The sequence below is a fragment of the Rhizobium sp. 42MFCr.1 genome (assembly GCF_000377185.1).
Classification (GTDB): Bacteria; Pseudomonadota; Alphaproteobacteria; order Rhizobiales; family Rhizobiaceae; genus Rhizobium; species Rhizobium altiplani.
In genome coordinates this window covers 21,003-42,422 of record NZ_KB897863.1, presented here as the reverse complement: position 1 = coordinate 42,422, position 21,420 = coordinate 21,003, and the positions used below count along the sequence as shown (strand labels likewise).

Sequence of the window (21,420 nt, the reverse complement as noted above, 5' to 3'; positions counted from 1 at the left end):
CGTCATGTGTAGTCCTCTCCGCTACTGGTCCAAACACGCTCTAAAATGATAGCGTCTAACGATGCCACTTGGAGAGGGCGGCAACCACCCCATCTACTTTGCAAACCGGCGGACATTTCAACCCTGCCGCCACAGATTGATAGCCTGGGGATTCTCCTGCAGGGGCAAGTCATGATTCGATTCTGCAATGACGAAGCGGCTCCCCCCCGAGCATGCCGACACGCTGTCGCTGAATGCGTTGCGCAGTCTTGTGTCCGGTCTGTTGGAGCGGTCGCAGCAAGCGGAAGCCCGGTTCGCGAAGCTTGAGGCCGGCAACATCCAGCTGCGCGAGGAAAACGCCACCTTTCGGCTCGAAAACACCCGCTTGAAACTCGACAATCAGCAGCTGAGCGACGAGATCGCCCGGTTGAAGAACCTGCCGCCGCGCCCACCGTTTCGCTCTTCCGGCACGGACAAGGCGACGGATGCCAAATCCGATGACAAAGCCCAGGCAAAGAAGAAGCCGCGCGGTGCGAAGTTGGATGTGAAACGGGTGAGCCGGGAGGAGGTCCTGCTCATCAATGCGCCGGCCGGCTCACGCTTCAAGGGGTACAAAAGCGCCTATGTTCGCGACTTGGTGCTCGCCTCGAGATGCACAATTTCAAACGATCTTAACGCATTGACATCATGGCAAACGCGCCATTCACCGGAAGCGATATGAACGAATGCTTCCGCTGCAGCTGACGGGACTGGGTTAGCCTTCTAATCATCGATAATGATCGGTTATCGGAAGTGAGCGCTTCTTGGTCGAAATAGTTGCTTCTCGACCAGACGTAAGCTTGCTCGTTGGACCATTGGCTGCAGCCCTTGTCTCGTCGCAAACAGCGGATGCCCGGATAAATATCGGGTCGCAATGTTCCGATCTCGGCGATCCGTTGATCAACATGCGAAGGCCATGAACTCGGCCGGCAGCACACTCCAACGCCTCGTCGGGATGGTCACCGAGATCGCAGTAAGCGGCGAAGAGATGATCGAAGATCAGTTCAAAATCGCGCTCCGCTTCGACGGAATATTCAAGACTCCACACGAAGAGCTCTCTGCTTACGCGCGATCATATCGTCGACCGCGCCTGCCATTGCCTCTTCAGACATAGACGCTCCGCTTAGCCGCCGGTGAATCAGCTCCTTCATGGCTTCCGTCTCAGCGGACTCAGTCTCCGTCTTCTGTCGAAGAAGCTCTAACCCTTGCTGAATAACCGAACTCAAGCTCGAATACCGTCCTGTGTCGACGAGCGATCGCGCAAAGGAATCCTGGTGCTCGGTTAGCGAAATCGATGATTTTACGCTCATGACGTCAGCTCCTTTGCTTCCAGCATTGCCACCCAGTCGCATATATCAAGCGATTTCTCGATGGCGCTATTACCAGCTGAGACGCATTTCCGATCACCACGCGTATATGGCGATTGTACGCGCGGTAGGGCATGCTATGGTAGCGAACCAGACATACTGGAAGCCAGCAAGGGCGCAGGCCACGTACAAGCGAAGCACGCAAGAAATTTGCCGAAGTCCCTGAGCGCGCCAACCAGGTGAGGAAATTGTCATCATGCGCGACAATGAGGTCTGCGCGCGGATCGGCCCGGCCGACGGCGGCAAGCGCTCGTCCGGACTGTTGCGCCAGCGGCGCCTGCCGGATGACCTGTTCGACGAAAGCGATGCCGAACAGGACGCCATCGACGGCGGCGACTGGAATGACGACCTCGGCGTGTGGCAGGGCGACTCCGCCGGTTCCAAGGCCACGGCATGAAGGATCTTCTCGATAGTCACGCGGTCTACTGGTGGACGATCGGCAGCGATCGGCTTTCACTGAAGGCGCGCGTTCGACCCGATTTTGCATGAACGTGTCTGGTAAAGGTAATAACGATGAAGATCTGCGTTGAAGTTGCCGAGGCAGCGGAACGGCTTGAAGAATTGATAGACCCTGCCTTGCGCGGCGACGAGGTTGTCGTCTGTCGTGTGGGGAATCCCGTTGCGGTCATCATGGCTGTGCGGAAGGCGGACCATGGCACGATCGATGACTTTCTGGCACTGGCAGCAGAGGGTCGCCCGACGAGCAATGACCTGACCTCAAACCACGACGACCTCTATGACGAGAACGGACTGCCGGCATGAGCAGCGAGTCGCCAAGCTTGATCGAAAAACGCGCAAGAGAACTCGATACCATCGCTGCGGCGTTGCCGATCGGGCGCCGCGATGAACTGGCCGAGCTGCTCACCGATCAGGATGTCGAAACCCTCCGCCATCTTGTCAATGCGGGCATGGGCGAGAATACGCTGCGGGCGCTGACGTCCGACCTCGCCTAGCTGCAGGCCTGGTCGCTGGCGGCCACAGGCAGCCCTTTGCCCTGGCCGGCGCCGGAAGCCTTGCTGCTGAAATTCGTCGCCCACCATCTGTGGGATCCGCAGAAGCGCGAAACTGAACCGGGCCATGGTATGCCGCCGGCCACCGAGCAGAGGCTGCGCGATCAGGGCTTTTTGAGATCAGGCGGGCCACATGCCCCCGACACGGTGCGCCGCCGGTTGGCACCTGGTCGACGCTGACCAAATGGCGGGGATTGACGGGGGTCTTCGCCTCCCCTGCCCTCAAATCGGCAATCCGGCTGGCGGTGCGCGCCGCACCGCGCCCGAGAATGCGCAAGAGCGCGAAAGCGGTGACAGCCGACGTGCTGGCCAGACTGTTGGCGACCTGCAGCGGCGGCAGCCTGCGCGATATCAGGGATCGGGCCATCCTGATGGTGGCCTTCGCCTCAGGCGGCCGCCGGCGCAGCGAAATTGCCGGGCTGCGCAAGGAGCAGCTCACGGTCGAGCCCGCAATCGAGGTCAACGACGGCCCTCCCCTGCCCTCGCTCGCCATCCATCTCGGCCGCACGAAAACATCAGGTGCCGATCAGGATGAGGTCGTCTATCTCACTGGCCGGCCGGTTGAGGCATTGAACGTCTGGCTCGACGCCGCCAGCATCAACAAGGGATCGATTTTCCGGGCTATCGATCGCTGGGGTAATGTTTCGCGCCGTCCGCTCGATCCGAAGGCAGTCAACGATATTGTCAAGCAAAGGGCGGCGATGGCTGGGTTGGAGCCTCGGGATTTCTCCGCGCATGGGCTGCGGTCGGGATATCTGACCGAAGCCGCCAATCGCGGCGTTCCGCTCCCTGAGGCGATGGAGCAATCGCGGCATCGATCCGTCCAACAGGCGTCGAGCTACTACAACAACGCGTCGCGGCGCAACGGGCGCGCCGCCCGCCTGCTTTAGGACCACAACCAACACCAAGATGACGTTCGATTAAGCCGGAAGAACGCTTCTCCCCCAGTCCGACGCATGGACCCCTTGAACCAGCCGATTAGCCATCTGCCAGCCTGCCTGTCGCTCGACGTGAAGGCAGGATCGTCCGGAGATGGCTCCGAAGTCTTGGCCGCCTTCCTTGCTTCCCCAATCGGCCCCGGCTGCTTTCGTCCTTCACCCATCAATATATGGTGCGGTTCAAGGTGCACCACGATCCTGTGGGTTGCCTGCCGCGACCCGTTGTAGCCTCCAGCGAAGTCGACGATGCTGGCCCCGGAATCAGAGGGGAACTCACAATGCAATCCGGCCTGGCGACGATTACAATTGCTGACGATGGCCACAGCGAACACGTCGCATTCGAGCTTTCAGGCCGCTCGGGACTTCTCTTTGCACACCAAGAACTCTTGATGCGTGCCAAGAATGCAAAGGCCGTGCGACTGGCATTTCTGACGGCAAGGTCCGAGCATCTGATCCGGATCGGAAATGTAGACGCGAGCTGCGCAAATTTCTCCATCCTCCAGGACCTCAACCCGTCCTGACAGCAATTGCGACGGGCAATTACTGCGAAGGTCGTCTTGAATCAAAGGCGCTGACGGTTCGCGCCGCGGGGCGCAAAATAGCTATGATCAAGACAGTGCCGCACCGGTTTGCCGATCGGATCTCGGAACAACGGCTTTTCACCTCCGTTTCAAACTTAGTTGCAATCACGCAGCGGTTTTATGGAGGCAGTCATGCATCTGAAATTAGTCGCCACGTCGCTCCTGGCCATCGGACTTGCCAGTTCGGCCTTTGCACAATCAAACCCGGCTCCGGCGGGCTCCACCATGGACAAGAACCATGGCGCCGCCACAAGCACGACCAAACCCATGAAGATGAAGAAGGTTGATAGGTCGACCACCGGCAGCACGACCCAGAACGTCAACAAGGAAAACTGCAAGTCGATCAAAGGAAAGAATTCGTTGCAGACCCAGGGCGGTAACAGCAACACAGAAAATGCCGAAGACACTTGCGCGGACAATAACAACTGATCTGCCGGCCCGGCTTTTGGAAGGATGGCGTAGTTTGAGACTTCGCCATCCTGTGTCCTTCAATGCCCTCTTGTTGATCCGAGGCAATGACGGGCGATAGGGCTGGGGTTAGCAGCGGAGGTCCCTTGGCAGGCATTGTCGATTGCATGGGCGCCACACCGGTCGCTGCCGAATTGCTCTCTAAACAATTTTCGGTGGACAACACCGATTTCTTGAACTGTGCGGCCGCGAATCTTTTGACAGCCGTGCAAACAGCAAAAATATCTCGCAAAATCAGCAGGTTGATTCGCTTTTAGCGGCTCTGCCGTGCGCACTTCGCCATTGGAAGGCGTTTCTGCCGGAGAACCGGGCATATTAAGCCTTTGTTAACTAAAAACTTCTTGCGCCATTCAGAGAATCGCATCTAAATCACGCTTAAGATGCAAATCGCTTGAGAAAAGCGTTATTCCGGAAAATGGCAAGATATGAACATGGCACCAGTCTTCATCGAAGACCTTGAGTTTGACAAGGAAATCCTTGAACAAGGCGAACTCATCTCCGACAAGCTGAACATGCTTCGGCTGGAACAGTACCCACCGAACGCTATGAAGGGCCTCAGGCACTTCTCGTTGGCCGAGGTTGCCGAGTACCTCGGCGTCACCCAGAACCATATCAAGAAGCTCCATCTCGAAGGCAAGGGCCCTGCGCCTCAGCTGTCGGGCTCTGGCCGTCGCTCGTACACCGCCGAGCAGATGATGGAGCTGCGCCGCTATCTCGACAAGCATGGCCGATCGGATTTCAAGAAGTATGTGCCGCATCGCCGCAATGGCGAAGAGCTGCAGGTCATCTCCGTCGTCAACTTCAAGGGCGGTTCGGGCAAGACGACGTCCGCAGCCCATCTCGCGCAATATCTCGCGCTAACCGGCCACCGCGTGCTTGCCGTCGATCTCGATCCGCAGGCATCATTCACGTCGCTCCATGGCATCCAGCCCGAGCTCGACCGCAATCCATCCTTCTACGAGGCTCTCCGCTACGACAGTGAGCGCAAGTCGATCAAGGAGCTGATCCGGCCCACGAACTTCCCAGGCCTCGACATCGTTCCTGCAAATCTCGAACTGCAGGAATACGAGTATGAGACCCCTCTTGCCGCCTCATCCAAGAGCCAGCAGGAAGGCAAGCTATTCTTCACCCGCATTTCGCAGGCCCTTAAGGAAGTCGACGCTGACTACGATGTCGTCGTCATCGACTGCCCGCCGCAGCTTGGCTACCTCACGTTGACGGCACTCAGCGCTTCCACGGCGGTTCTTATCACCGTCCATCCGCAGATGCTCGACGTCATGTCAATGAGCCAGTTCCTGTTGATGCTTGGCGGCATCCTTGAATCGATCAAGGGGGCAGGGGCCTCGGTCAAGCTGAAATGGTTCCGTTACCTGGTAACGCGTTATGAGCCGATGGACCAGCCGCAGGCGCAGATGGTCGGTTTTCTCCAGGCGCTGTTTAACAAACGCATGTTGAAGAACCAGATGCTGAAGTCCACGGCAATCTCGGATGCCGGCATTACCAAGCAAACCTTGTACGAAATTGAGAAGTCGCAGTTTACCCGCTCCACCTATGAACGAGCGGTAGAGAGCCTGAATGCGGTCAATGGAGAGATTGTTTCCTTGATCCACGGCGCGTGGGGACGGAAGTGACGTTTTTGACAGCCGTGCAAACGATCAGAAAGTCGATTGCTTTCAGGGAGATGAATACCAAAAGCGGAGATGGAAATGGCTAGAAAGAACCTCTTTGCGAGCGTAACGGCGACGCTGGGCGACGATGTCGACCGCGCCGCCGTCACTGCGTCTGAAGCACGCGCCTCCTATACGCGACGAGGGGCGTCACGCTCGATGATCCAGTCCCTTGACGAGCTTGCCGAGACCTCCATGCGGGTGCTTGACGGCGAGACCGTCATATCGCTCGATCCAGGCGATCTCGATGGTTCTTTCGTTGCCGATCGGATTGGCGACGACGACGAGGCATATACCAGTCTTCGGGAGGCCATTCGGCTCTCAGGCCAATCCACCCCAATCCTCGTGCGGCCGCATCCAACCGATGACGGCCGATACATGATTGTGTTCGGCCATCGTCGTGCGCGTGCTGCACGCGAGCTTGGTTTGAAGGTACGTGCCGTCGTCAAACCGCTTGCCGATATCGAGCACGTTATCGCCCAAGGCCAGGAAAATACGGCCCGCGCCGATCTGACCTTTATCGAAAAGGCGATCTTTGCCAGCAAGCTGCAGCGAAGCGGAATGTCCCGCGACGTCCTTAAGTCAGCACTTACCGTCGATGACAGCCTTTTGTCGCGCATGCTTTCCGTTGCAGAAGTCGTTCCTGACAGCGTGCTGGACGCTCTGGGGGCTGCCAAGGGCGTCGGCCGAGATCGGTGGGAGGAATTGAAGAAACTCGTTCTCAATCCGTCTGTGGCCCAGCGAGCGTGCCAGACGGTGAAGGAGGACGGCTTTGCCGCCCTCACGAGCGACGACGCGAGATTTCTTTATCTTCTCACGGCTCTGAAGAGCTCAAGCAAGTCAGGTCGTCCGTCCAAGCAGAAGCCCACCGTTTCCGCCTGGGCTCCGGCAGATCAGTCGGTCAGCGTGACGGCAAAGCCCAAGGCCAACGGCCTTGTGATGGAGTTTGGAAATCCGAAGGGCAAATCCTTCGGCCAGTGGCTCTCCAGCAATATGGACAGCCTCTTCGAGCAGTATTCAAGATCAACCGAAAAACAGCAAACGGGAGACTGAACAGCAAAAGAAAAAGGCCCCCTCAACGTTGCCGCCGTGGAAGCCTTCCTCTGAACTAGACACTTAGAGAATCGCATTTCCTCGAATCGCAGTCAAGAGTCTTTGGCACCGTTTTGGTGAGCAAATTTCTTTTGCCTTCTGAAAGGTGAAGGAAAATGCACGGTGAACACATAACGACGCCCTTTGGGCGGCGGCCGATGACGCTTGCGCTCGTGAAACGCCAGACAATCGTTTCCGAAATCAGGCAAGGCAAATCAGCAAACAAGTGGAAGATCTTCCGCGACGTCTCCGAGGCCAAGGTGATGCTTGACCTCAAGGACCGAAGTCTGGCCGTCCTCGATGCCCTCTTGAGTTTCCACCCGGAAAATGAGCTAAGGCAGGACGCACAGCTTGTCGTCTTCCCTTCGAATGCGCAGCTTTCGCTTCGCGCCCATGGTATCGCCGGAGCAACGCTTCGCAGGCATCTCGCTTTCCTCGTCGAGGCAGGTCTCATCCTGCGCAAGGACAGTGCGAACGGCAAGCGCTACGCCCACCGGGGCAGGGGAGGGGAGATCGAAAGTGCCTTCGGGTTCGATCTGTCTCCGCTGCTTGCGCGCGCAGACGAGCTTGCAGCGTTTGCCAACCAGGTTGTCGCAGAACGAGCAGCGATCCGCAGAGCCAGGGAGAAGCTTACAATCTGCCGGCGCGATGTTCGCAAGCTCATCGCCATGGCCGCCGAGGAAGGTGTCAGTGGCGATTGGGACAGCATCAGCGAAGCCTGCACCGACCTGCTGAAACCACTGAACCACTCGGCCAGCCTTGAGACCATCAATCGTGTTCTGAACGATATGGGCCTTCTGTTGTCCGAAGTCATCAATATCCTGAAATTCCACTCAGATTCCGATAATCCAAGCACCAATGATGCTCACAGTGAGCACCACACACAGAGTTCTAATACTGAATCTCATATTGAATCTGAACGTGACCGCAAACCTCTCGCTTGCGAACCAGATGCCCATCACGGACCTGCGCGAAGCCACGCAGAGAACGTGCCACTGAGCATGGTGCTCAGGGCGTGCACAGACATTGGCGCCTACGGACCAGGAGGAACCATTGCCACCTGGCGGGACCTGATGGCTGCATCGGCCGTCGTCAGATCGATGCTCGGCGTCAGCTCCGCCACCTTCGAGGATGCCTGCCATGTGATGGGACCGGAAAACACTGCCATCACTCTCGCCTGTATCCTTGAGCGCGCTCGCCACATCAACTCGGCCGGCGGTTATCTGAGGGATTTGACCCGACGCGCTCGCCAGAAAGCATTTTCGCCCACGCCGATGCTGATGGCCCTGTTGCGCGCGAATTCAGGCGCAGAGGGCCGCGCTCGCACAATCACGTAGAAACCTGCCTATTGCATCGAGACAAAGCATCATCACGAACCACGAATGACGTCCAAAAGGCAGCGCTTTTGCCCTTTCGCCGAAGTCATCAACGTATACCTGGAGTTTGGCCACCAACCAGCAACGGAAAAGAACACTTGGTTTACTTCCGCAATCAGCGCGACTTCTTGGAATGTCAAGGATGTTAGACCCGACCAGAAAATGCTCACGACCACGTCACGCCAGTCCAGAACCGCCCACCAAGTGTGGCTTTTACTTCCCGATTTCAATTGGAGCGCTGAGCTGAAAATCAGACGCGTGAATTTTACCTAACGATGTCGCAACACCAATAGGGGTGGGGCCTTCAAAGCCCCGACGCCCTGGTGAGATTGATCCGGAAGCGATCGCGGCGGCGCTGATATTTGCGGGTCATTTCCGCACTGGCATGGCCGAGTTGCTTCTGGACGTAACGCTCGTCTACTTCGGCCGAGGACGCAAGGCCGGCACGCAGCGAATGGCCCGAGAATATCTCGGCCGGATCACCCTCGCTCAGATCTCCGCGAACACCGGCGGCAAGTGTCGCCTTCTTGACGAGACGTGCCACCTCCCGGTCATTCAATCGGTCCGGCCCAACGTCCTTGCCCTAGCCCAGGACCCGGCGGAAGAGCGGACCTCTGGCGATCCGGGCGAACTTGATCCAGGTCTCGACGGCAACGACCGGGCAGGTCGTGTCGGACGAGCCGTGGCCGATCTCGACCTCTCGCCAGCCGGTCTTGCCGCGCAGGTGACGAGCAGGCCCTTGTCGAGGATCTCGATCCAGCCGCGGCCGTCTTCCGTGTGGTCGCGACCAAGGTCCAGTCCGACGATCTCCGAGCGGCGCAGGCCGCCGGCAAAGCTGATGAGCAGCATGGCGCGATCGTGCAAGCCCCGCAATGTAGCGCGGTCGAGGGTGTCGAGCATGGCGAGCAAGTCTTCCAGAAGCACGGCTTCCTTCTGCCGGGGAGGGGCAGCATGGGTGTTGCGGATGCCAGCCATGACCGTGGCGATGGCGCGGTGCTTGTGATCGAGATTCTCGCCGCCACGCTGGGCGTAGTTCCAGGACAGCGAAGAGAGACGGAGTTCGATTGTTGTGACCGAGTTGGGCTTGCGGTCGGCCGATGTGGCGCCTGATGCGCAGGCGGTTATCTTGAGGCCGACGACCTGGGGATCCGGGGAGGGGAGTAAGGTTCTGCCGGCGGCACTAGGCGGTAAAATGCTTCCAGTCCGAGGCGTAGGCCTTGCGAGTGTTGGCGGAGCTGGAGGCCTCGACATAACCGCGGGCCCGATCGGCGAGGCGCTCGAGGCGCGCCGGCAAGGCGGCGCTCGTTTCTGGAACAAGGGAGGGGAGTGCAGTGCCACCAGGATTCGCGTCGACCGTTACACCACCCGGGTGGGAGAGATCGACTTCTTGCGGTTCCGAGCCCGTCGCTGAGCCGCTCACGCCGGTGTCTCCCAGGGATTGATCACAGATGCGTCCGTGTCTTCAAAATCCTTGACGTTGCGCGTGACGAGGATCAGGTCGTGGACGATGGCGGTCGCGGCGATCAACCCGTCAATATCGCCACGCGGCCGGATCGCGGCGATGCGGCCCCATTCGACGGCGATCTGGTCGGTCACCGGCAGGATGCGGTCGCCATGGTCGTGGCGCAGCTTGCGCAGCCATTCGGCGAGGTGAGCGGCGGCCTTCGGATCCGACTTCTGTTTCAGCGCAATGCCGCGCATGATTTCGCCGAGGGTCAGCGCGCTCAGATGGATGCTAAGCGGGTCTACCGAGCGCAGCCAAGCAACCGCCTGCGGCGTGCCGCGTCGCGCCTCCGAAACGATGTTGGTGTCAACCAGATACATCAGAAGGCCACGTCGCGGCTTGGCGTCTTGGCGCGCGCCTCGACCGCATCGGCGAGCTCATCGTCCCAAGCGGGACCGCCAAGCAGATCGTCGACCAGCGTCGGTCGGCCGGCGCGCAGAGCGTCATAGTCGTGGGCGGACAGCACCACGGCAGTGCGCTCTCCACGAAGCGTGACGATCTGCGGCCCCTCGTGTCGTGCCTTCTGCACCACTTTCGAGAAATGGTTCTTGGCGTCCTGCAGTTGCCATTCCATTGCTTTGCTCCAAACTAGCTAGACTGTCTAGCCATATATACCTGTTTTCCGGCGGGTGAAAGCGCAAATTTCCACCGATCGAGGGCGATTTCGGCCTGATTCGGTGGCCTGTCTAAAGAAGAAAGAAATGTCCGATAACGTTTAGGTTTCGAGTGCCGTCAGGCATACGAAGGCCTCCCACGCAGGAACCCGCGGTCGGCATTCTCTGGCTATGGGGTTCTGTGTATCGGATCTGCCGGTGGGCCGCTGATGGCAGCGGCGCTTGTCGGTCCCAGCAAGCCGAGAGTGGTGTTTGCAGGTGTGATTGCCGAGATTTTCGTGGTGATTGAGAGCACGTTTGCCCCGCTGATAGCCGTCGCCATTGGGACTGGCGCAGGCCCTCCCGTTGGCCCGCTCTGTTTTTGAGCAGACCATATGAATGGATTTGCCATGCCGGGTCATGACGCACTCTCCCGGTTGGTTGTTGCCTTATCTGGCGGTCCACGCGGTTGACGAAAGCGCTCGATGAAGTTGGTTGGCAGAATCTGCCACTCGATTGGCATACCCTGCCACTGCAAACCCTGCAGCCAATTAATACCTTTTCCGCGCCCTAGGTGATGATCGATCCGTTTTGGATCGGTGACATCGAGGCTTTGTCGAACAGCTTTGGAAGCGGCAGCAGGTTGGTAGCGGCACACTCATTCAAACCGCACTCCGTTTCCGCCACATTCGCAGGAGGCGAGATGCAGAGCGATAGCTTGGCTTTCTTTCGGGCTTGGGTCGCGCGACCGTTTCAGATAGCCGCCATCGTACCGTCAGGACGGGCGGTTGCCGAGATCATTACGCGGGAGATCACACCACAAACGGGGCATGTCATCGAACTCGGGCCGGGTACCGGCGTGTTTACGACCAAGATGATCGAACGCGGCGTCAGGCCCCAACACCTCACTTTGGTCGAGTACAGTCAAGAGTTTGTTGAACGCCTCAAGGGCCGCTTTCCAGGTGCCCGGGTACTGTCGATGGACGCTGCACTTCTGCAAGATCTTAAATTTCCACCAGAGACGTCGGTGGGCGCCGTCGTTAGCGGCCTTCCGCTACTGACCATGCCGGCAGGCAAGGTGATGGAGATCCTCGAAGGAGCTTTCCGGCACCTGCGGCCCGGCGGCGCATTCTACCAGTTCACTTACATGAGCAAGTGTCCTGTCCCCCAGTCAGTTCTTGATCATCTTGATCTGAACGCAACGCAGGTGGACCGAACCTTTCGGAACCTCCCACCGGCCGCGGTCTATCGGATTACCACCCGCCGGCCTGGTAAATAGCTCATTGGCGGACTGCGCAACTGGATTGACGTGCTCGGTCACTGCTGAGTGCCCGGCAGGCCATTAGTCTTCCTCGCGTCCGACGACAACAAACAACATCGGACTGCCCCAGGCCGATGCAAATCGGCCGGTACTGTGGTCGCGACAGAGATGGCAGCCGGAACGAAGGTCCTCGTCTTTCCTGTGCGGATGCATCAACATCGATTTATTGAAAAGGTTTCAACTTATGAACGTGTCAAAGGTCTCAAGGCGATCTGCCATATTCCTGGCAGTGGCAACAATCGGACTGGCCGCGGTGCCGGCGGCCCATGCGCAGCAGGCTTCTCCGGCCGACGCTATCGTCGGAACATGGCAGGCCAACGACGGCAGCGTAAAACTGGATATGTTTAAGGAAGGACCGGAGTTCCGGGCGCGCCTGCTTTATGGCAATCAATTGATGGAAGCAGACAACGTTACTTTCAAGAAGGACGCCAAAAACCCTGATCCGGCCTTGCGCTCCCGTTCCATGAAGAATGTCATCTTCATCACCGGTCTTCATTGGAATGATGGGAGCTGGACCGGCGGCGCGCTCTACGATGGCTCCTCGGGCCGCACCTATAATTGCCAGATTACCATGCAGGGCGGCAAAATGAATCTCCGCGGTTATATCTCCGCACTCGGACAAACGCGGCCTTCCACCGCGTGGGCGGCTAACTCTGTGATTGCGGACATGAGCTCAGCCGACGGGTTTCCAACATAAGTAGCGCCCCCGCACATGGTGAGAACTCGCCGGTTCGGCGTCGGGCGGATGCCGCATGAGGCGGCACCCGCCCGATTTGTTGAGTACAACTGACCTGCCTTCCTGGGATGAGACGGAACCGCTGCTGGCTTGTCTCTCGACTAAGAATGGTGCTGTTCCTCCGAACGGCAATTTTCTTGGCGCCATCGATGCCATTGGCGCACTATGCAACAGTGATGGCATGTTCCGTCAATGACCTTATGCTGGCGAGGCCCTATCTGTGATTTCACGAACAGAGAGGCAAACATGATCGACAACCGCAAGAAAACAGCACTTGTAACCGGTGCATCCTCCGGCATGGGCAAGGAAATTGCCAAGCGCCTCATCGCCGACGGCTTCAGGGTCTACGTGGCCGCACGAAGCGTCGACAAGATGACAGATCTGGAGAAAATCGGCGCGCGTGCCTTGCAGATGGATATTTCCGACGACAACGAGGTCCAGGCTGCCGTCAGCACAATTCTGACGGAAAGTGGCGGTGTCGATGTCCTGGTCAACAATGCCGGTTTCGGCCTTTACGGGCCGGTCGAGGACATTCTGCTCGACGAGGCTAGATACCAGTTCGAGGTCAACGTCTTCGGCCCGGCTCGCCTGACCCAGCTTCTCTTGCCGGCGATGCGCCAAAGGGGGGCGGGCACAACATCACCTCGATGGGCGGCAAGATCTATACGTTGCTCGGCGCCTGGTATCATGCCACCAAGCATGCCCTCGAAGGCTGGTCGGACAGCCTGCGGCTGGAACTGGCACCCTTCGGCATCAATGTGGTGATCGTGGAGCCGGGTCTGATCGAGACCGGCTTCGGCGATGTGGTTGCCGACGGCCTGGTCAAGCGCTCGGGCGCCGGCGCCTATGCCAAGGTCTCGCAGGCCGTCGCAAAGACCACCAAGGCGACTTATGGTCATGGTCGCGGCACGGATCCGAAGGTGATCGCTGATGTCGTCTCCACGGCCGTCAGCAAAAGAAAGCCACGTACGCTATGTTGCCGGCAAATACGCGAAACCGATGATCGCTATCCGCAAATGGCTTGGTGACCGTATGTTCGATCGTATCATCATGAGCCAGATGCGATAGAATTTCGGGCAATCGAACCCGGCATCCTTTATGAGTACTGCGAAAAGGCCAACCCGGATGACGGCAATACCGGCGGATAAATGCAAGGTTCCCCTGGCATTCTGGCGTGCGGTCGAAAGGATCGGCCTGCCGCCATCCGCGGTTCTGCGTCAGGCCCGGCTTCCCGCCACGCTGCACCTTAGCGAAAAGGGCATGGTGACGACGGCGCAGTATTTCGCGATTTTCCGGGCGCTCGAGGAACTGGCGCCGGAGCCTGCCCTTGGGCTTCGGCTGGTCCGCGAAGCCGATACAACCGTCCATCCACCGTCCACCCTGGCGGCCTTTCATGCCAGGGATTATCGCGATGGTCTCTACCGTGTCGCGCGGTTTAAACGGCTCTGCACCCCCGAGCAGTTAAGTTTTAACGAAGAGAAAGGCGAAGTCTCGATCACCAGCGACTGGATATACGCCAGCGAGCCGGAACCGGGTATCGCCACCGACGTCGCCTTTGCTTTCTTGGTTGAGCTCGGCCGTCGCGGGACCGGGCAGCCGCTAGCGCCTCTTCGCGTCGAGTTCATGAGTGCGGGGCCGAAGAGCGATCTCCATCAAGCCTTCTTCGGATGTCCGATCAAGTACGGTGCTACCCGAAACAAACTTGTTCTGAAATCCTCCGATCTCGACCGGCCGTTTCCGGGGCACAACCCCGAACTCCTGGATATTCTGACGCCTGCGCTTGCCGCTGCTATGGGTGAACTGCAGGCCCGCAGTTCCATCGGCGATCAGGTCAAGGTCGTGCTGAAACGAAGCCTGGCAAGTGGACGGCCCGAGCTGTCGCAGGTCGCCCAGGACCTCAACATGAGCGAAAGAACACTCCAGCGCCGCATCACCGACGAGGGCAAGACATTCCGTGAGCTGCTGTCGGAAGCGCGCCAGGACCTCGGACGCCAGCTCCTGTCCAATCCGGCCACCGACATTGACGAGGTTGCATGTCTGCTGGGCTATCAGGACCGCAGCTCCTTCTATCGTGCGTTTCGCGACTGGGAAGGGCTGACACCGCTGCAATGGCGCGAATTGAACGGGCGGGACGCGCCAGCGATCCTTTCATTGCATTGATACAGACGGAAGTGGACACGCTCCACTCCTCGCAGCGACGGCGAAACCATTCTCCAGTATTGAACAGTAAAAACCCTTTGGCGCCTCCCGCAATCCGATTGGCGCCGTCGGTGACTGCGCCGGCACGCCCTCGCTGGTACTAAAAAAATGCCGGAGGCATCTGAAGCAAGCAATCAATTCAAGGAGATCAGAATGCCTGGCAAAGTGTGGTACATCACCGGCGCCTCCCGCGGTTTCGGTCGCATCTGGGCGGAAGCTGCCCTCTACCGCGGCGACAAAGTCGCTGCCACGGCACGCTCGCTCGAAAGGAAACGGCGGAAGCCGACATCAAGGCGGAATTTGAAACCAGCTTCTTCGGCACGCTACGCGTGATCCAGGCAGCTCTGCCATTGCTGCGCAAGCAGGGGAGCGGCCATATCATCGGCGTTTCCAGTGTGGCAGGCCTCGTCGCAAGCCCGATCATCGGATTCTATCACGCCTCTAAAGGGGCGTTCGAGGCGATGCATTTGCCCCTGCAGGAGAATTCCCGGGTTATCGATCTAGACTCAAAACGCCGGGTTATGCACACTTCTATGCTCGCTCACCGAAACTGCTGCCACCGATTTTGCCCCCCGGCACGCCAGGCGATCGACATCTTTGGTCGATCTTGCGGACCACCGGCCGCGGTCGCGGTTTGCGCTCAGTCAGGCTTGAAGCCTATCACCATCGAGTCCGGCCCCAGCAACGGCTCGACGCGCGTCGCCACGAAACCGGCGTCGTGCATCCATGCCTGGCAGTCGCCGCCGGTGTAGTCGAACCCGCCGGGGGTCTCGATCAGCATGTTCAGGCTCATCAGAAGGCCGAAAGCGTTCAAGCGGCGCTCGTCATCGATGACGGCATCGTAGACGATCACGGCCCCGCCGTTCGGCAGCGCGGCAAAGGCCTTTTCCAAGAGCATCCTCTTCTCGGCAAGATCCCAGTCGTGCAGGATGTGCCCCATCAAGATCACATCCGCATTCGGCATCGGGCCGTCAAAGAAGTTGCCGCTTTGGAAGCGGATACGGTCAGCGAGACCCTGTCGGGCGACGAACTCGTCGAATATCGGCTGTACGGCGGGCAGGTCGAAGCCGATGACCTGAAGATGCGGATGCGCTTGCGCGATCACCACCGGCACCATGCCCTGCGCCGCGCCCACATCGACGAAGGTCGTGTATTTCGACCAGTCGAACCGGGCGGCGATCGCCTGCGCCGCACCGGCGCTGATCCCGCTCATCGCTTCGAGGAAACCGCGCAGCCGCGCCGGCTCCGCATAGATCGCGGCGAAGAAGTCTTCGCTGTGCTTGGCTTCATTCTGCGGCTCTCCGGTGCGCAGGGCTTCGGTCAGCGAGCCCCAGAAACCGTAGAGCCGGGTATTGGCCATTTCGAGGATGCCGCCAATATAGGAGGGCTTGCCTTTGTCGAGGAAGAGGTCTGTATCAGGGGCATTGCGATAGCGGCCGTCCTCGCGTTCGAGCAGCTTCAGGGCCACCAGGGTGTCGAAGAAGTCGCGGGCCGCGCGGGGATGCAGTTGCAGCCTGGCCTGCAGGTCGCTGAGGTCGGCCGGGCCGGCCGCGAGCGCGGTGAAGACGCCGAGCTCGACCGCGCTGAGCATGGCTTTGGAGGCCCAGAACCCCATACCGAGCTGCATGATGTTGTCCGGCGTCGTTTCGCCCATCGTACCTCTCCTCCTGATCGTATCATCGAACAGCATCTGGGATTGGTGCGGAAGCGGTCCGGCCTGGCATGCCCAGTCCCGTCTCGTCTCGTCGAGGCACCCTGCAAGGGAAAATAGAGCGTTTTGGGATGTCCTGCAATTAATCAAGAAGCACTAGGTGAGTAGGCGAATGCTCGTGCATCCGACGCGCCGCGCCTCGACGACTTGCCGCCGTGTCTGTCATGTAGCCGCAGTTGCAAACATGTTTCCCTCCGATTAGTTCGGAGGCAGTACATCCCTACAATCACCGTCGTCTTCAACGACAAACGTGCTGCCACCGATTTTGCCCCCCTTACTCATCAAGGTCGGTTCGATGCTGCACGAGCGGAGCTTCACCGATACAGTGGCTAAGTTGGCCGCCTGGCGAGCAAACCGGCACGGATACGGTCTACCATCGAGGGGAGAGAGGGAGCGATGTCTGCGTCAGGGTCGAGCTGCAAATCGCATCGTTTGATACGCTGATAGCGTGCCTGAGCGGACAGACGATCTGCAGTGGAGACAGGTTCGATCGGGTTGCCCTGGAGATCAAAACGCATTGAGTCCGGTTGCGCAGTCGCAAAGAAATATCGCTTCGAGTGGATGTAGGCTCCGGTCGCTTTCCTAAGCGTCGTTACGGAGATATCTGGCTTCAACAGTAAACGGACTTCGTTCCAGAGACCAACTGCAAACGGTTTGATCGGATCGCCGATCGTCGCGGGCAAAACATCAATGGGCTGGCGCAGCAGCGCGTTGATGTCTCCTGCCTTGGTAAGATCGGACTCGTTGGCCGCAATCGGTCCACGACTGTAAGTCCACGGCTTGGTCATCAAATGTCACCTCTGGCTTCGTCCTAGTGGGCGATCGTGAAGCGAGTTTGACAAACGAGAGGTCCGCTTCACGGCTTCAGTTGGGAATGGATCAAGGCGCAGGCAGGATCGATGCGGTGGAAGCAAGGCAAGGCATTTTAGTATCCAGCCAAAACTCGACATCGGCCCCGCCAATGGGCCCTTGGAAGTCAATTCGTTTCCAGGCCAATGACGTTAGCATGACGCGACTGAGGCCCAAATACTGGGATCTCTCTGTCCAGTTCCAACAGCAGCCTGAAGCAGACGATGGCATCATCCGGGCGGTAGGGCTTCTTCAGGAAACGACAGCGGCGAGGAAGGCTCGATTGCCTGAGGCTGACGATCCCGGATGTTATGACGATCGCAATGTCCGGCCAGTGACGGTGAATTTGAACTGCCAAGGCGACACCGTCCACATTGCCAGGAATGTTGATCGCGGTGAACACCAGTGCGATATCACTGTGGCGATCGAGACATCGCAAGGCCCCGTCGCCAGTTTCAGCTTCAATCGCGCGAAAGCCCGCGGCCCCGATAGCTGCAACCATCACCGCGCGCAGGATTGCGTCGGCCTCTACCACGAGAATCCTGTGCGAATCTTCTTTCCCGGTTGCTGACTGCTGCAAGGCCACCTCCTTGTCCGGAGCCGGATTTAAACACGATTGATGCATTGCAACAATATGCTGCCGCATCGCACTTTGCAAAGTCAGTCGGCCGTTGGAGCGCGATTGGCTTGCGGAGCTTTCGTCCTGCCACCGAACGCGTTTTCGAGATGATAGCCTGGCCTTCAGGCCGAGGCAGCGCATCACGCAGGATAAGGATCGAGTCCTTTCCTGTATGCCTCGACACATATGTATCACAGGCGTCTGTCGGGTACTCGGGCAGGCTATCCCCGCTAGGTTGATCGGCGACGCATCCGCGATCTGATCGAGATACACCTGACGCCGCAGCGTGGCGGGACATGAGACAAGTTTGTCCGTTCTTTCCCGCTCGACGGGTCAACGCAAGGTGTCCGGTCTGGCCGGAAGCGAAATTGTTGCCGCTCGCCCGTTTAGCACAGTGGCATCCACGGCAGCTTGCGCCGGCAACACGGGAAATTTTATTCCGCTCGTGTCATGTGAGTCAGCCGCTACCAGACGATCCTTAACCCAACCCGCCCTGAAACGGCGCTGAAGTCTTCGCCCCCAAGGTTGAAATAGTAGGATGCGTTGGCATAGACCCGCACATTCTCGGAGAGATCCGCTGTCGCTCCCCCGCCCAGTTCCAGCGTTGTCGCCTTGCGAGTAGCATCGACCGGCGTTGTTGAAAGTAACGACATCGGTCGTTTCGAACCCGTGCCAGAGGTTGGCGAGCAAGAAAGGCGAGACCGGCTTGCCATTGTAGTCATAACTGCCCTGCAGGCGTACGCCGAGCCGACCAGTAAAGGCGTCGTTGTCGTCATAGCTGATCGTGCCGCCCGGATCGTGGGCCTGGTCGAAATTCAGGTACTGCCAGATGATTTGCGCTTGCGGCTCGATATCCCAGTGATCGGTGGCTTTGAACCTGGTCCCCGTCTCCAGTGACGCCGTCACCGCATCGCCCTTGAAGCTGTTGTCAGCTCCGCCTATCGAGTGGGTGTCGGTATCCAGCCATGAATTCATCAGAACGCCGTCGATGTAGCTGCCATTGTCCCAGGTTCGGGTCCAGTAAGCGGCAATGCTATAGCTGTCGATCGAAAGATTGCCGACGTGGATGCTGTTGAGATTGAGCGCGTCCGCCGTGATGTCGCCCCACGCACGAGAATAGCCGGCAAAGACGCCGAACGAATCCAGTACGCCCTTGCCCTCGCGTTCGTAGAACGGCGCCCCAATTTCGAAGCCGAATGCCTGTCCATCGTACGTTTCGTCGAGTAGGCGGGTTAGATCCTGATCGTAGTTCTCGCCAAAAACGCGCGTCCAGACTGCGTTGCCAGCCTTTTCACGGGCCATCCAATCCTGCTCGCCGTGGCGCTCGTGGAAGGTGCCGAGTGTCGTCCTGAGTAGGCCGCGTGACACTGCCGGAACGACAGTCATGATCGGAACCTCGGGTCGGATCGTCGGACCGGGATCGAAGGTTCCCGGATCACCGCCATCTCCGTCAAGTTCGTCGCCACCGTCGCCACCGTTCCCACCGTTGTCACCACCGCCGCCGTTGCCACCGTTGTCACCCGACTCGTCGCGCAGATACCAGTTGTTTTCCGTGCCCGGCACGGACGAGCCCTTGTACAGCATATATTCGTAGATCCCCGCGCTGACGCGGCGACTTAGAAAGAATGATCCGTTCGCGGTCGTGGCCCCATTGATCGCCTCGACAACCAGGATCCCTTGATCTGTCTCGTCACCGGCGCCGCCGACATTCGTTTCGACAATTCCAGTCAATCCAGACGCCGTTCCTGAATCAATCACGAGCTTGTCTGCCGGCGAGCTGTCGTTGCCGAGCGTGCTCTGGAGCCACAACTGACCAGAATTGCCGACGTAGTTGCCGACAATCTTGAGCGAGTCCGAGGTCGAGTTCGAACCGGTTGTGAGGTCGATCACACCAGCGTTGGTTACAGTCACACGTCCGCCTGTGGTCGCTGGCGAAATCGTAGACTGGAAGCCGCGGGCGTTCAGCACGCTGGTCGAGTCTATGCTCAGTGCGCCGCTGCCGGTACCGTTATCACCGAGGACAAGATTGTTATTCATCGTGAGCTTGGACCCCTGTTCGAGCTCAATGAGCTCCCAGTTGATCAACCGGTTTGGGTTGCTGCCCTGAGTACCCTGCCAGGTCAGCGTGTCGTTGCCTTGGCCGCCGTTGATCTGGATCGTTTTGAGCTGCGTGTCGGTCAAACCCTGGAATAGAGCCACATCGTTCGCGTCGCCCATGTTGATGCCGCCAATCAGGCCGCCGGTCCATAGCATCGAATCGTTGTTGGCTCCGGCATTGAGAAAGCCCGTGACTTCGCCGCCCGACAACTCGAAGCGCCTGCGGCTTGGTTGACCGATGTGTTCACCCGGCCGCCCAGCATTTGAAAGAGATCACTGCCGGCGCCCTGATCTACCGTGCCATTGAGTACCCCCGGATTGTAATTGACGATGGTGTCGTTACCGGTGCCGAGCAGCGTATTGCTCTGAATGGTGCCGTAGTTGTCGATGCGGGTCTGGCTTGCGCCGTTGATGAAGACGCCATTGTTGATAGAGGCGCCTGCATTGTTCAGGATCGTCGTCGTGCCGTCGCCATTGACCGTGATGCCCTGGTTCAGTGTGCCGTTGTTGGTAATCGTATTGTTGCTGTTGCCCGTGAAGGAAAAGGTCGTGGCGTTGGCGTTGTTGGTCACCGAGTAGGTGCCATGCCATTGCCGGTGATCACCAGGCCGCTATTGATGTTGCCGGAATTTACGAAGGTGATGAAACCGTTGTTGTCGAGCGTGACGCTCTGCAGGTTTCCTGCGGTGGTCACGCCAAGAGTGCCGATATTGGAAAGGGTGAGCGGACCGTTGAAGTTGGTACCGGAGAGGATATCGACCGTGAGCGCGCCGAGGCTGGCAGTGCTGCTGTAGCCGGATGGATTACCCGTGCATGTCACCGTCTGACCGGAAGAGGGGCTTGCTGGATCGCAATCCGCGAACGCCGGCAGAGTTATGAAGAAGCTAAGGATGCTGACTAGGGGAGGAAGAGCTTGTTTGCGGAGAGAAGGAAAAGATTTGCGACGGTACTTCGTTGATCCATTCCATCTCGTCATACCTGCGCTTCTCCGGCATACAGTTAAGGGATCCCCAGCAGTGGCTTCAATCATTGTACAGGTCGACCTGATTGTGAAGCCTGGGAACTAACACTCTGGAGCAAAAGCGATTTGAACCGTGTATGACTGTGACCTTTCGACCTCAGTACGCGCGGCTCAGGCGGCAGGGTAACGTCGAACGTGGAATGACGATTGAGGCCTGCCCTAGGAAATCTTACGCACGCCAACGATTGCCGCGCCCCCCGGTCGTATGGCAACAAACTTTGCCCGTTCTGCTCGGCGCCGCTCTGACGATCTC

Annotated in this window: 21 protein-coding genes and 8 pseudogenes; 17 read left to right on the top strand and 12 right to left on the bottom strand. The window is 58.7% G+C overall.

What is annotated here, in order from left to right; genetic code table 11:
• Nucleotides 1-187 precede the first annotated feature (187 nt).
• Nucleotides 188-622, top strand: a pseudogene (locus tag C934_RS0127830) (IS66 family transposase); the annotation flags it as partial.
• A 223-nt stretch (nucleotides 623-845) separates the two neighbouring features.
• Here C934_RS0127830 and C934_RS35975 read toward each other — a convergent pair.
• Both C934_RS35975 and C934_RS0127820 read right to left on the bottom strand, forming a co-directional pair.
• Nucleotides 846-1,066, bottom strand: a pseudogene (locus C934_RS35975) (type II toxin-antitoxin system RelE/ParE family toxin); the annotation flags it as partial.
• A complete protein-coding gene (locus C934_RS0127820) occupies nucleotides 1,053-1,328 on the bottom strand; it encodes a type II toxin-antitoxin system ParD family antitoxin (RefSeq protein ID WP_018859815.1) in 276 nt (91 codons plus the stop codon). The gene C934_RS0127820 and the pseudogene C934_RS35975, both read right to left, overlap by 14 nt.
• Before the next feature lie 182 nt (nucleotides 1,329-1,510).
• Here C934_RS0127820 and C934_RS32755 point away from each other — a divergent pair.
• From C934_RS32755 to repC, 10 genes and pseudogenes are all read left to right on the top strand, one after another.
• Nucleotides 1,511-1,782, top strand: a pseudogene (locus C934_RS32755) (type II toxin-antitoxin system Phd/YefM family antitoxin); the annotation flags it as partial.
• Nucleotides 1,779-1,853, top strand: a pseudogene (locus C934_RS36535) (type II toxin-antitoxin system VapC family toxin); the annotation flags it as partial. The pseudogenes C934_RS32755 and C934_RS36535, both read left to right, overlap by 4 nt.
• Nucleotides 1,854-1,898: 45 nt before the next feature.
• The gene (locus C934_RS0127805; protein WP_018859812.1) at nucleotides 1,899-2,147 is read left to right on the top strand and encodes a type II toxin-antitoxin system Phd/YefM family antitoxin; all 249 of its coding nucleotides are present in this window, start codon (nucleotides 1,899-1,901) and stop codon (nucleotides 2,145-2,147) included.
• A pseudogene (locus tag C934_RS32750) lies at nucleotides 2,144-3,285 on the top strand (site-specific integrase). The gene C934_RS0127805 and the pseudogene C934_RS32750 overlap by 4 nt, the downstream one beginning before the upstream one ends.
• A 326-nt stretch (nucleotides 3,286-3,611) precedes the next feature.
• Nucleotides 3,612-3,854 (top strand): hypothetical protein, encoded by a 243-nt coding sequence (locus tag C934_RS0127795; protein WP_018859811.1) that lies wholly within the window; start codon nucleotides 3,612-3,614, stop codon nucleotides 3,852-3,854.
• 192 nt (nucleotides 3,855-4,046) lie between these two features.
• Complete coding sequence (locus C934_RS0127790; protein WP_018859810.1) at nucleotides 4,047-4,343, top strand: hypothetical protein; 297 nt, start codon at nucleotides 4,047-4,049, stop codon at nucleotides 4,341-4,343.
• A gap of 125 nt (nucleotides 4,344-4,468) precedes the next feature.
• Entirely contained in the window at nucleotides 4,469-4,639 is a 171-nt protein-coding gene (locus tag C934_RS34860; protein ID WP_156828815.1) for a hypothetical protein, read from the top strand.
• A gap of 168 nt (nucleotides 4,640-4,807) precedes the next feature.
• Nucleotides 4,808-6,013 carry a plasmid partitioning protein RepA gene (gene repA / locus C934_RS0127785; protein ID WP_018859809.1) on the top strand — a complete coding sequence of 402 codons (1,206 nt, stop codon included), beginning with the start codon at nucleotides 4,808-4,810 and terminating at the stop codon, nucleotides 6,011-6,013.
• A 75-nt stretch (nucleotides 6,014-6,088) separates the two neighbouring features.
• Nucleotides 6,089-7,102 carry a plasmid partitioning protein RepB gene (gene repB / locus C934_RS0127780; RefSeq protein ID WP_018859808.1) on the top strand — a complete coding sequence of 338 codons (1,014 nt, stop codon included), beginning with the start codon at nucleotides 6,089-6,091 and terminating at the stop codon, nucleotides 7,100-7,102.
• Nucleotides 7,103-7,257: 155 nt separating this feature from the next.
• Nucleotides 7,258-8,478 (top strand): plasmid replication protein RepC, encoded by a 1,221-nt coding sequence (gene repC / locus C934_RS0127775; protein WP_018859807.1) that lies wholly within the window; start codon nucleotides 7,258-7,260, stop codon nucleotides 8,476-8,478.
• Nucleotides 8,479-8,821: 343 nt separating this feature from the next.
• Here repC and C934_RS32745 read toward each other — a convergent pair.
• The 3 genes and pseudogenes from C934_RS32745 to C934_RS0127745 form a co-directional block, all read right to left on the bottom strand.
• Nucleotides 8,822-9,811: pseudogene (locus C934_RS32745) on the bottom strand (tyrosine-type recombinase/integrase).
• Nucleotides 9,812-9,933: 122 nt separating this feature from the next.
• On the bottom strand, nucleotides 9,934-10,341 hold the full coding sequence (locus C934_RS0127750; RefSeq protein WP_018859804.1) for a type II toxin-antitoxin system VapC family toxin: 408 nt from the start codon (nucleotides 10,339-10,341) through the stop codon (nucleotides 9,934-9,936).
• Entirely contained in the window at nucleotides 10,341-10,595 is a 255-nt protein-coding gene (locus C934_RS0127745; RefSeq protein WP_018859803.1) for a type II toxin-antitoxin system Phd/YefM family antitoxin, read from the bottom strand. The genes C934_RS0127750 and C934_RS0127745 overlap by 1 nt, the downstream gene beginning before the upstream one ends.
• A gap of 722 nt (nucleotides 10,596-11,317) precedes the next feature.
• Between C934_RS0127745 and C934_RS0127735 the strand changes: the two genes are divergently transcribed.
• The 6 genes and pseudogenes from C934_RS0127735 (at nucleotide 11,318) to C934_RS34230 (ending at nucleotide 15,622) form a co-directional block, all read left to right on the top strand.
• A complete protein-coding gene (locus tag C934_RS0127735; protein WP_018859801.1) occupies nucleotides 11,318-11,893 on the top strand; it encodes a class I SAM-dependent methyltransferase in 576 nt (191 codons plus the stop codon).
• 226 nt (nucleotides 11,894-12,119) lie between these two features.
• A complete protein-coding gene (locus C934_RS32740; RefSeq protein WP_018859799.1) occupies nucleotides 12,120-12,632 on the top strand; it encodes a DUF2147 domain-containing protein in 513 nt (170 codons plus the stop codon).
• Between the two features lie 285 nt (nucleotides 12,633-12,917).
• Nucleotides 12,918-13,739 (top strand): annotated as a pseudogene (locus C934_RS32735) (oxidoreductase).
• Between the two features lie 57 nt (nucleotides 13,740-13,796).
• Complete coding sequence (locus C934_RS0127720) at nucleotides 13,797-14,831, top strand: AraC family transcriptional regulator (RefSeq protein ID WP_018859797.1); 1,035 nt, start codon at nucleotides 13,797-13,799, stop codon at nucleotides 14,829-14,831.
• Between the two features lie 192 nt (nucleotides 14,832-15,023).
• Entirely contained in the window at nucleotides 15,024-15,203 is a 180-nt protein-coding gene (locus C934_RS35970; RefSeq protein ID WP_018859796.1) for a hypothetical protein, read from the top strand.
• Complete coding sequence (locus C934_RS34230) at nucleotides 15,158-15,622, top strand: SDR family NAD(P)-dependent oxidoreductase (RefSeq protein WP_245268029.1); 465 nt, start codon at nucleotides 15,158-15,160, stop codon at nucleotides 15,620-15,622. The genes C934_RS35970 and C934_RS34230 overlap by 46 nt, the downstream gene beginning before the upstream one ends.
• On the opposite strand, the gene C934_RS0127710 is transcribed toward C934_RS34230, so the two are convergent.
• From C934_RS0127710 to C934_RS32720, 7 genes and pseudogenes are all read right to left on the bottom strand, one after another.
• A complete protein-coding gene (locus C934_RS0127710; RefSeq protein WP_018859795.1) occupies nucleotides 15,511-16,524 on the bottom strand; it encodes a methyltransferase in 1,014 nt (337 codons plus the stop codon). The genes C934_RS34230 and C934_RS0127710 overlap by 112 nt on opposite strands.
• A gap of 157 nt (nucleotides 16,525-16,681) precedes the next feature.
• Nucleotides 16,682-16,777, bottom strand: a pseudogene (locus tag C934_RS35965) (GNAT family N-acetyltransferase); the annotation flags it as partial.
• 133 nt (nucleotides 16,778-16,910) lie between these two features.
• Nucleotides 16,911-17,369, bottom strand: coding sequence for a ProQ/FINO family protein (locus C934_RS0127705; protein ID WP_018859794.1), 459 nt, complete (start codon nucleotides 17,367-17,369; stop codon nucleotides 16,911-16,913).
• Nucleotides 17,370-17,557: 188 nt separating this feature from the next.
• Nucleotides 17,558-18,010, bottom strand: a complete 453-nt coding sequence (locus C934_RS33330; protein WP_245268028.1) for a response regulator — start codon at nucleotides 18,008-18,010, stop codon at nucleotides 17,558-17,560.
• 372 nt (nucleotides 18,011-18,382) lie between these two features.
• Nucleotides 18,383-20,302, bottom strand: coding sequence for an autotransporter family protein (locus tag C934_RS0127695; RefSeq protein ID WP_026372137.1), 1,920 nt, complete (start codon nucleotides 20,300-20,302; stop codon nucleotides 18,383-18,385).
• Nucleotides 20,281-20,718: a hypothetical protein gene (locus C934_RS0127690; RefSeq protein WP_026372136.1), complete on the bottom strand. Its 438-nt coding sequence runs from the start codon at nucleotides 20,716-20,718 to the stop codon at nucleotides 20,281-20,283. Before C934_RS0127690 ends, C934_RS0127695 begins: the two co-directional genes overlap by 22 nt.
• Nucleotides 20,715-20,966, bottom strand: a complete 252-nt coding sequence (locus C934_RS32720) for a hypothetical protein (protein WP_018859792.1) — start codon at nucleotides 20,964-20,966, stop codon at nucleotides 20,715-20,717. The genes C934_RS0127690 and C934_RS32720 overlap by 4 nt, the downstream gene beginning before the upstream one ends.
• Nucleotides 20,967-21,420: the final 454 nt, after the last annotated feature.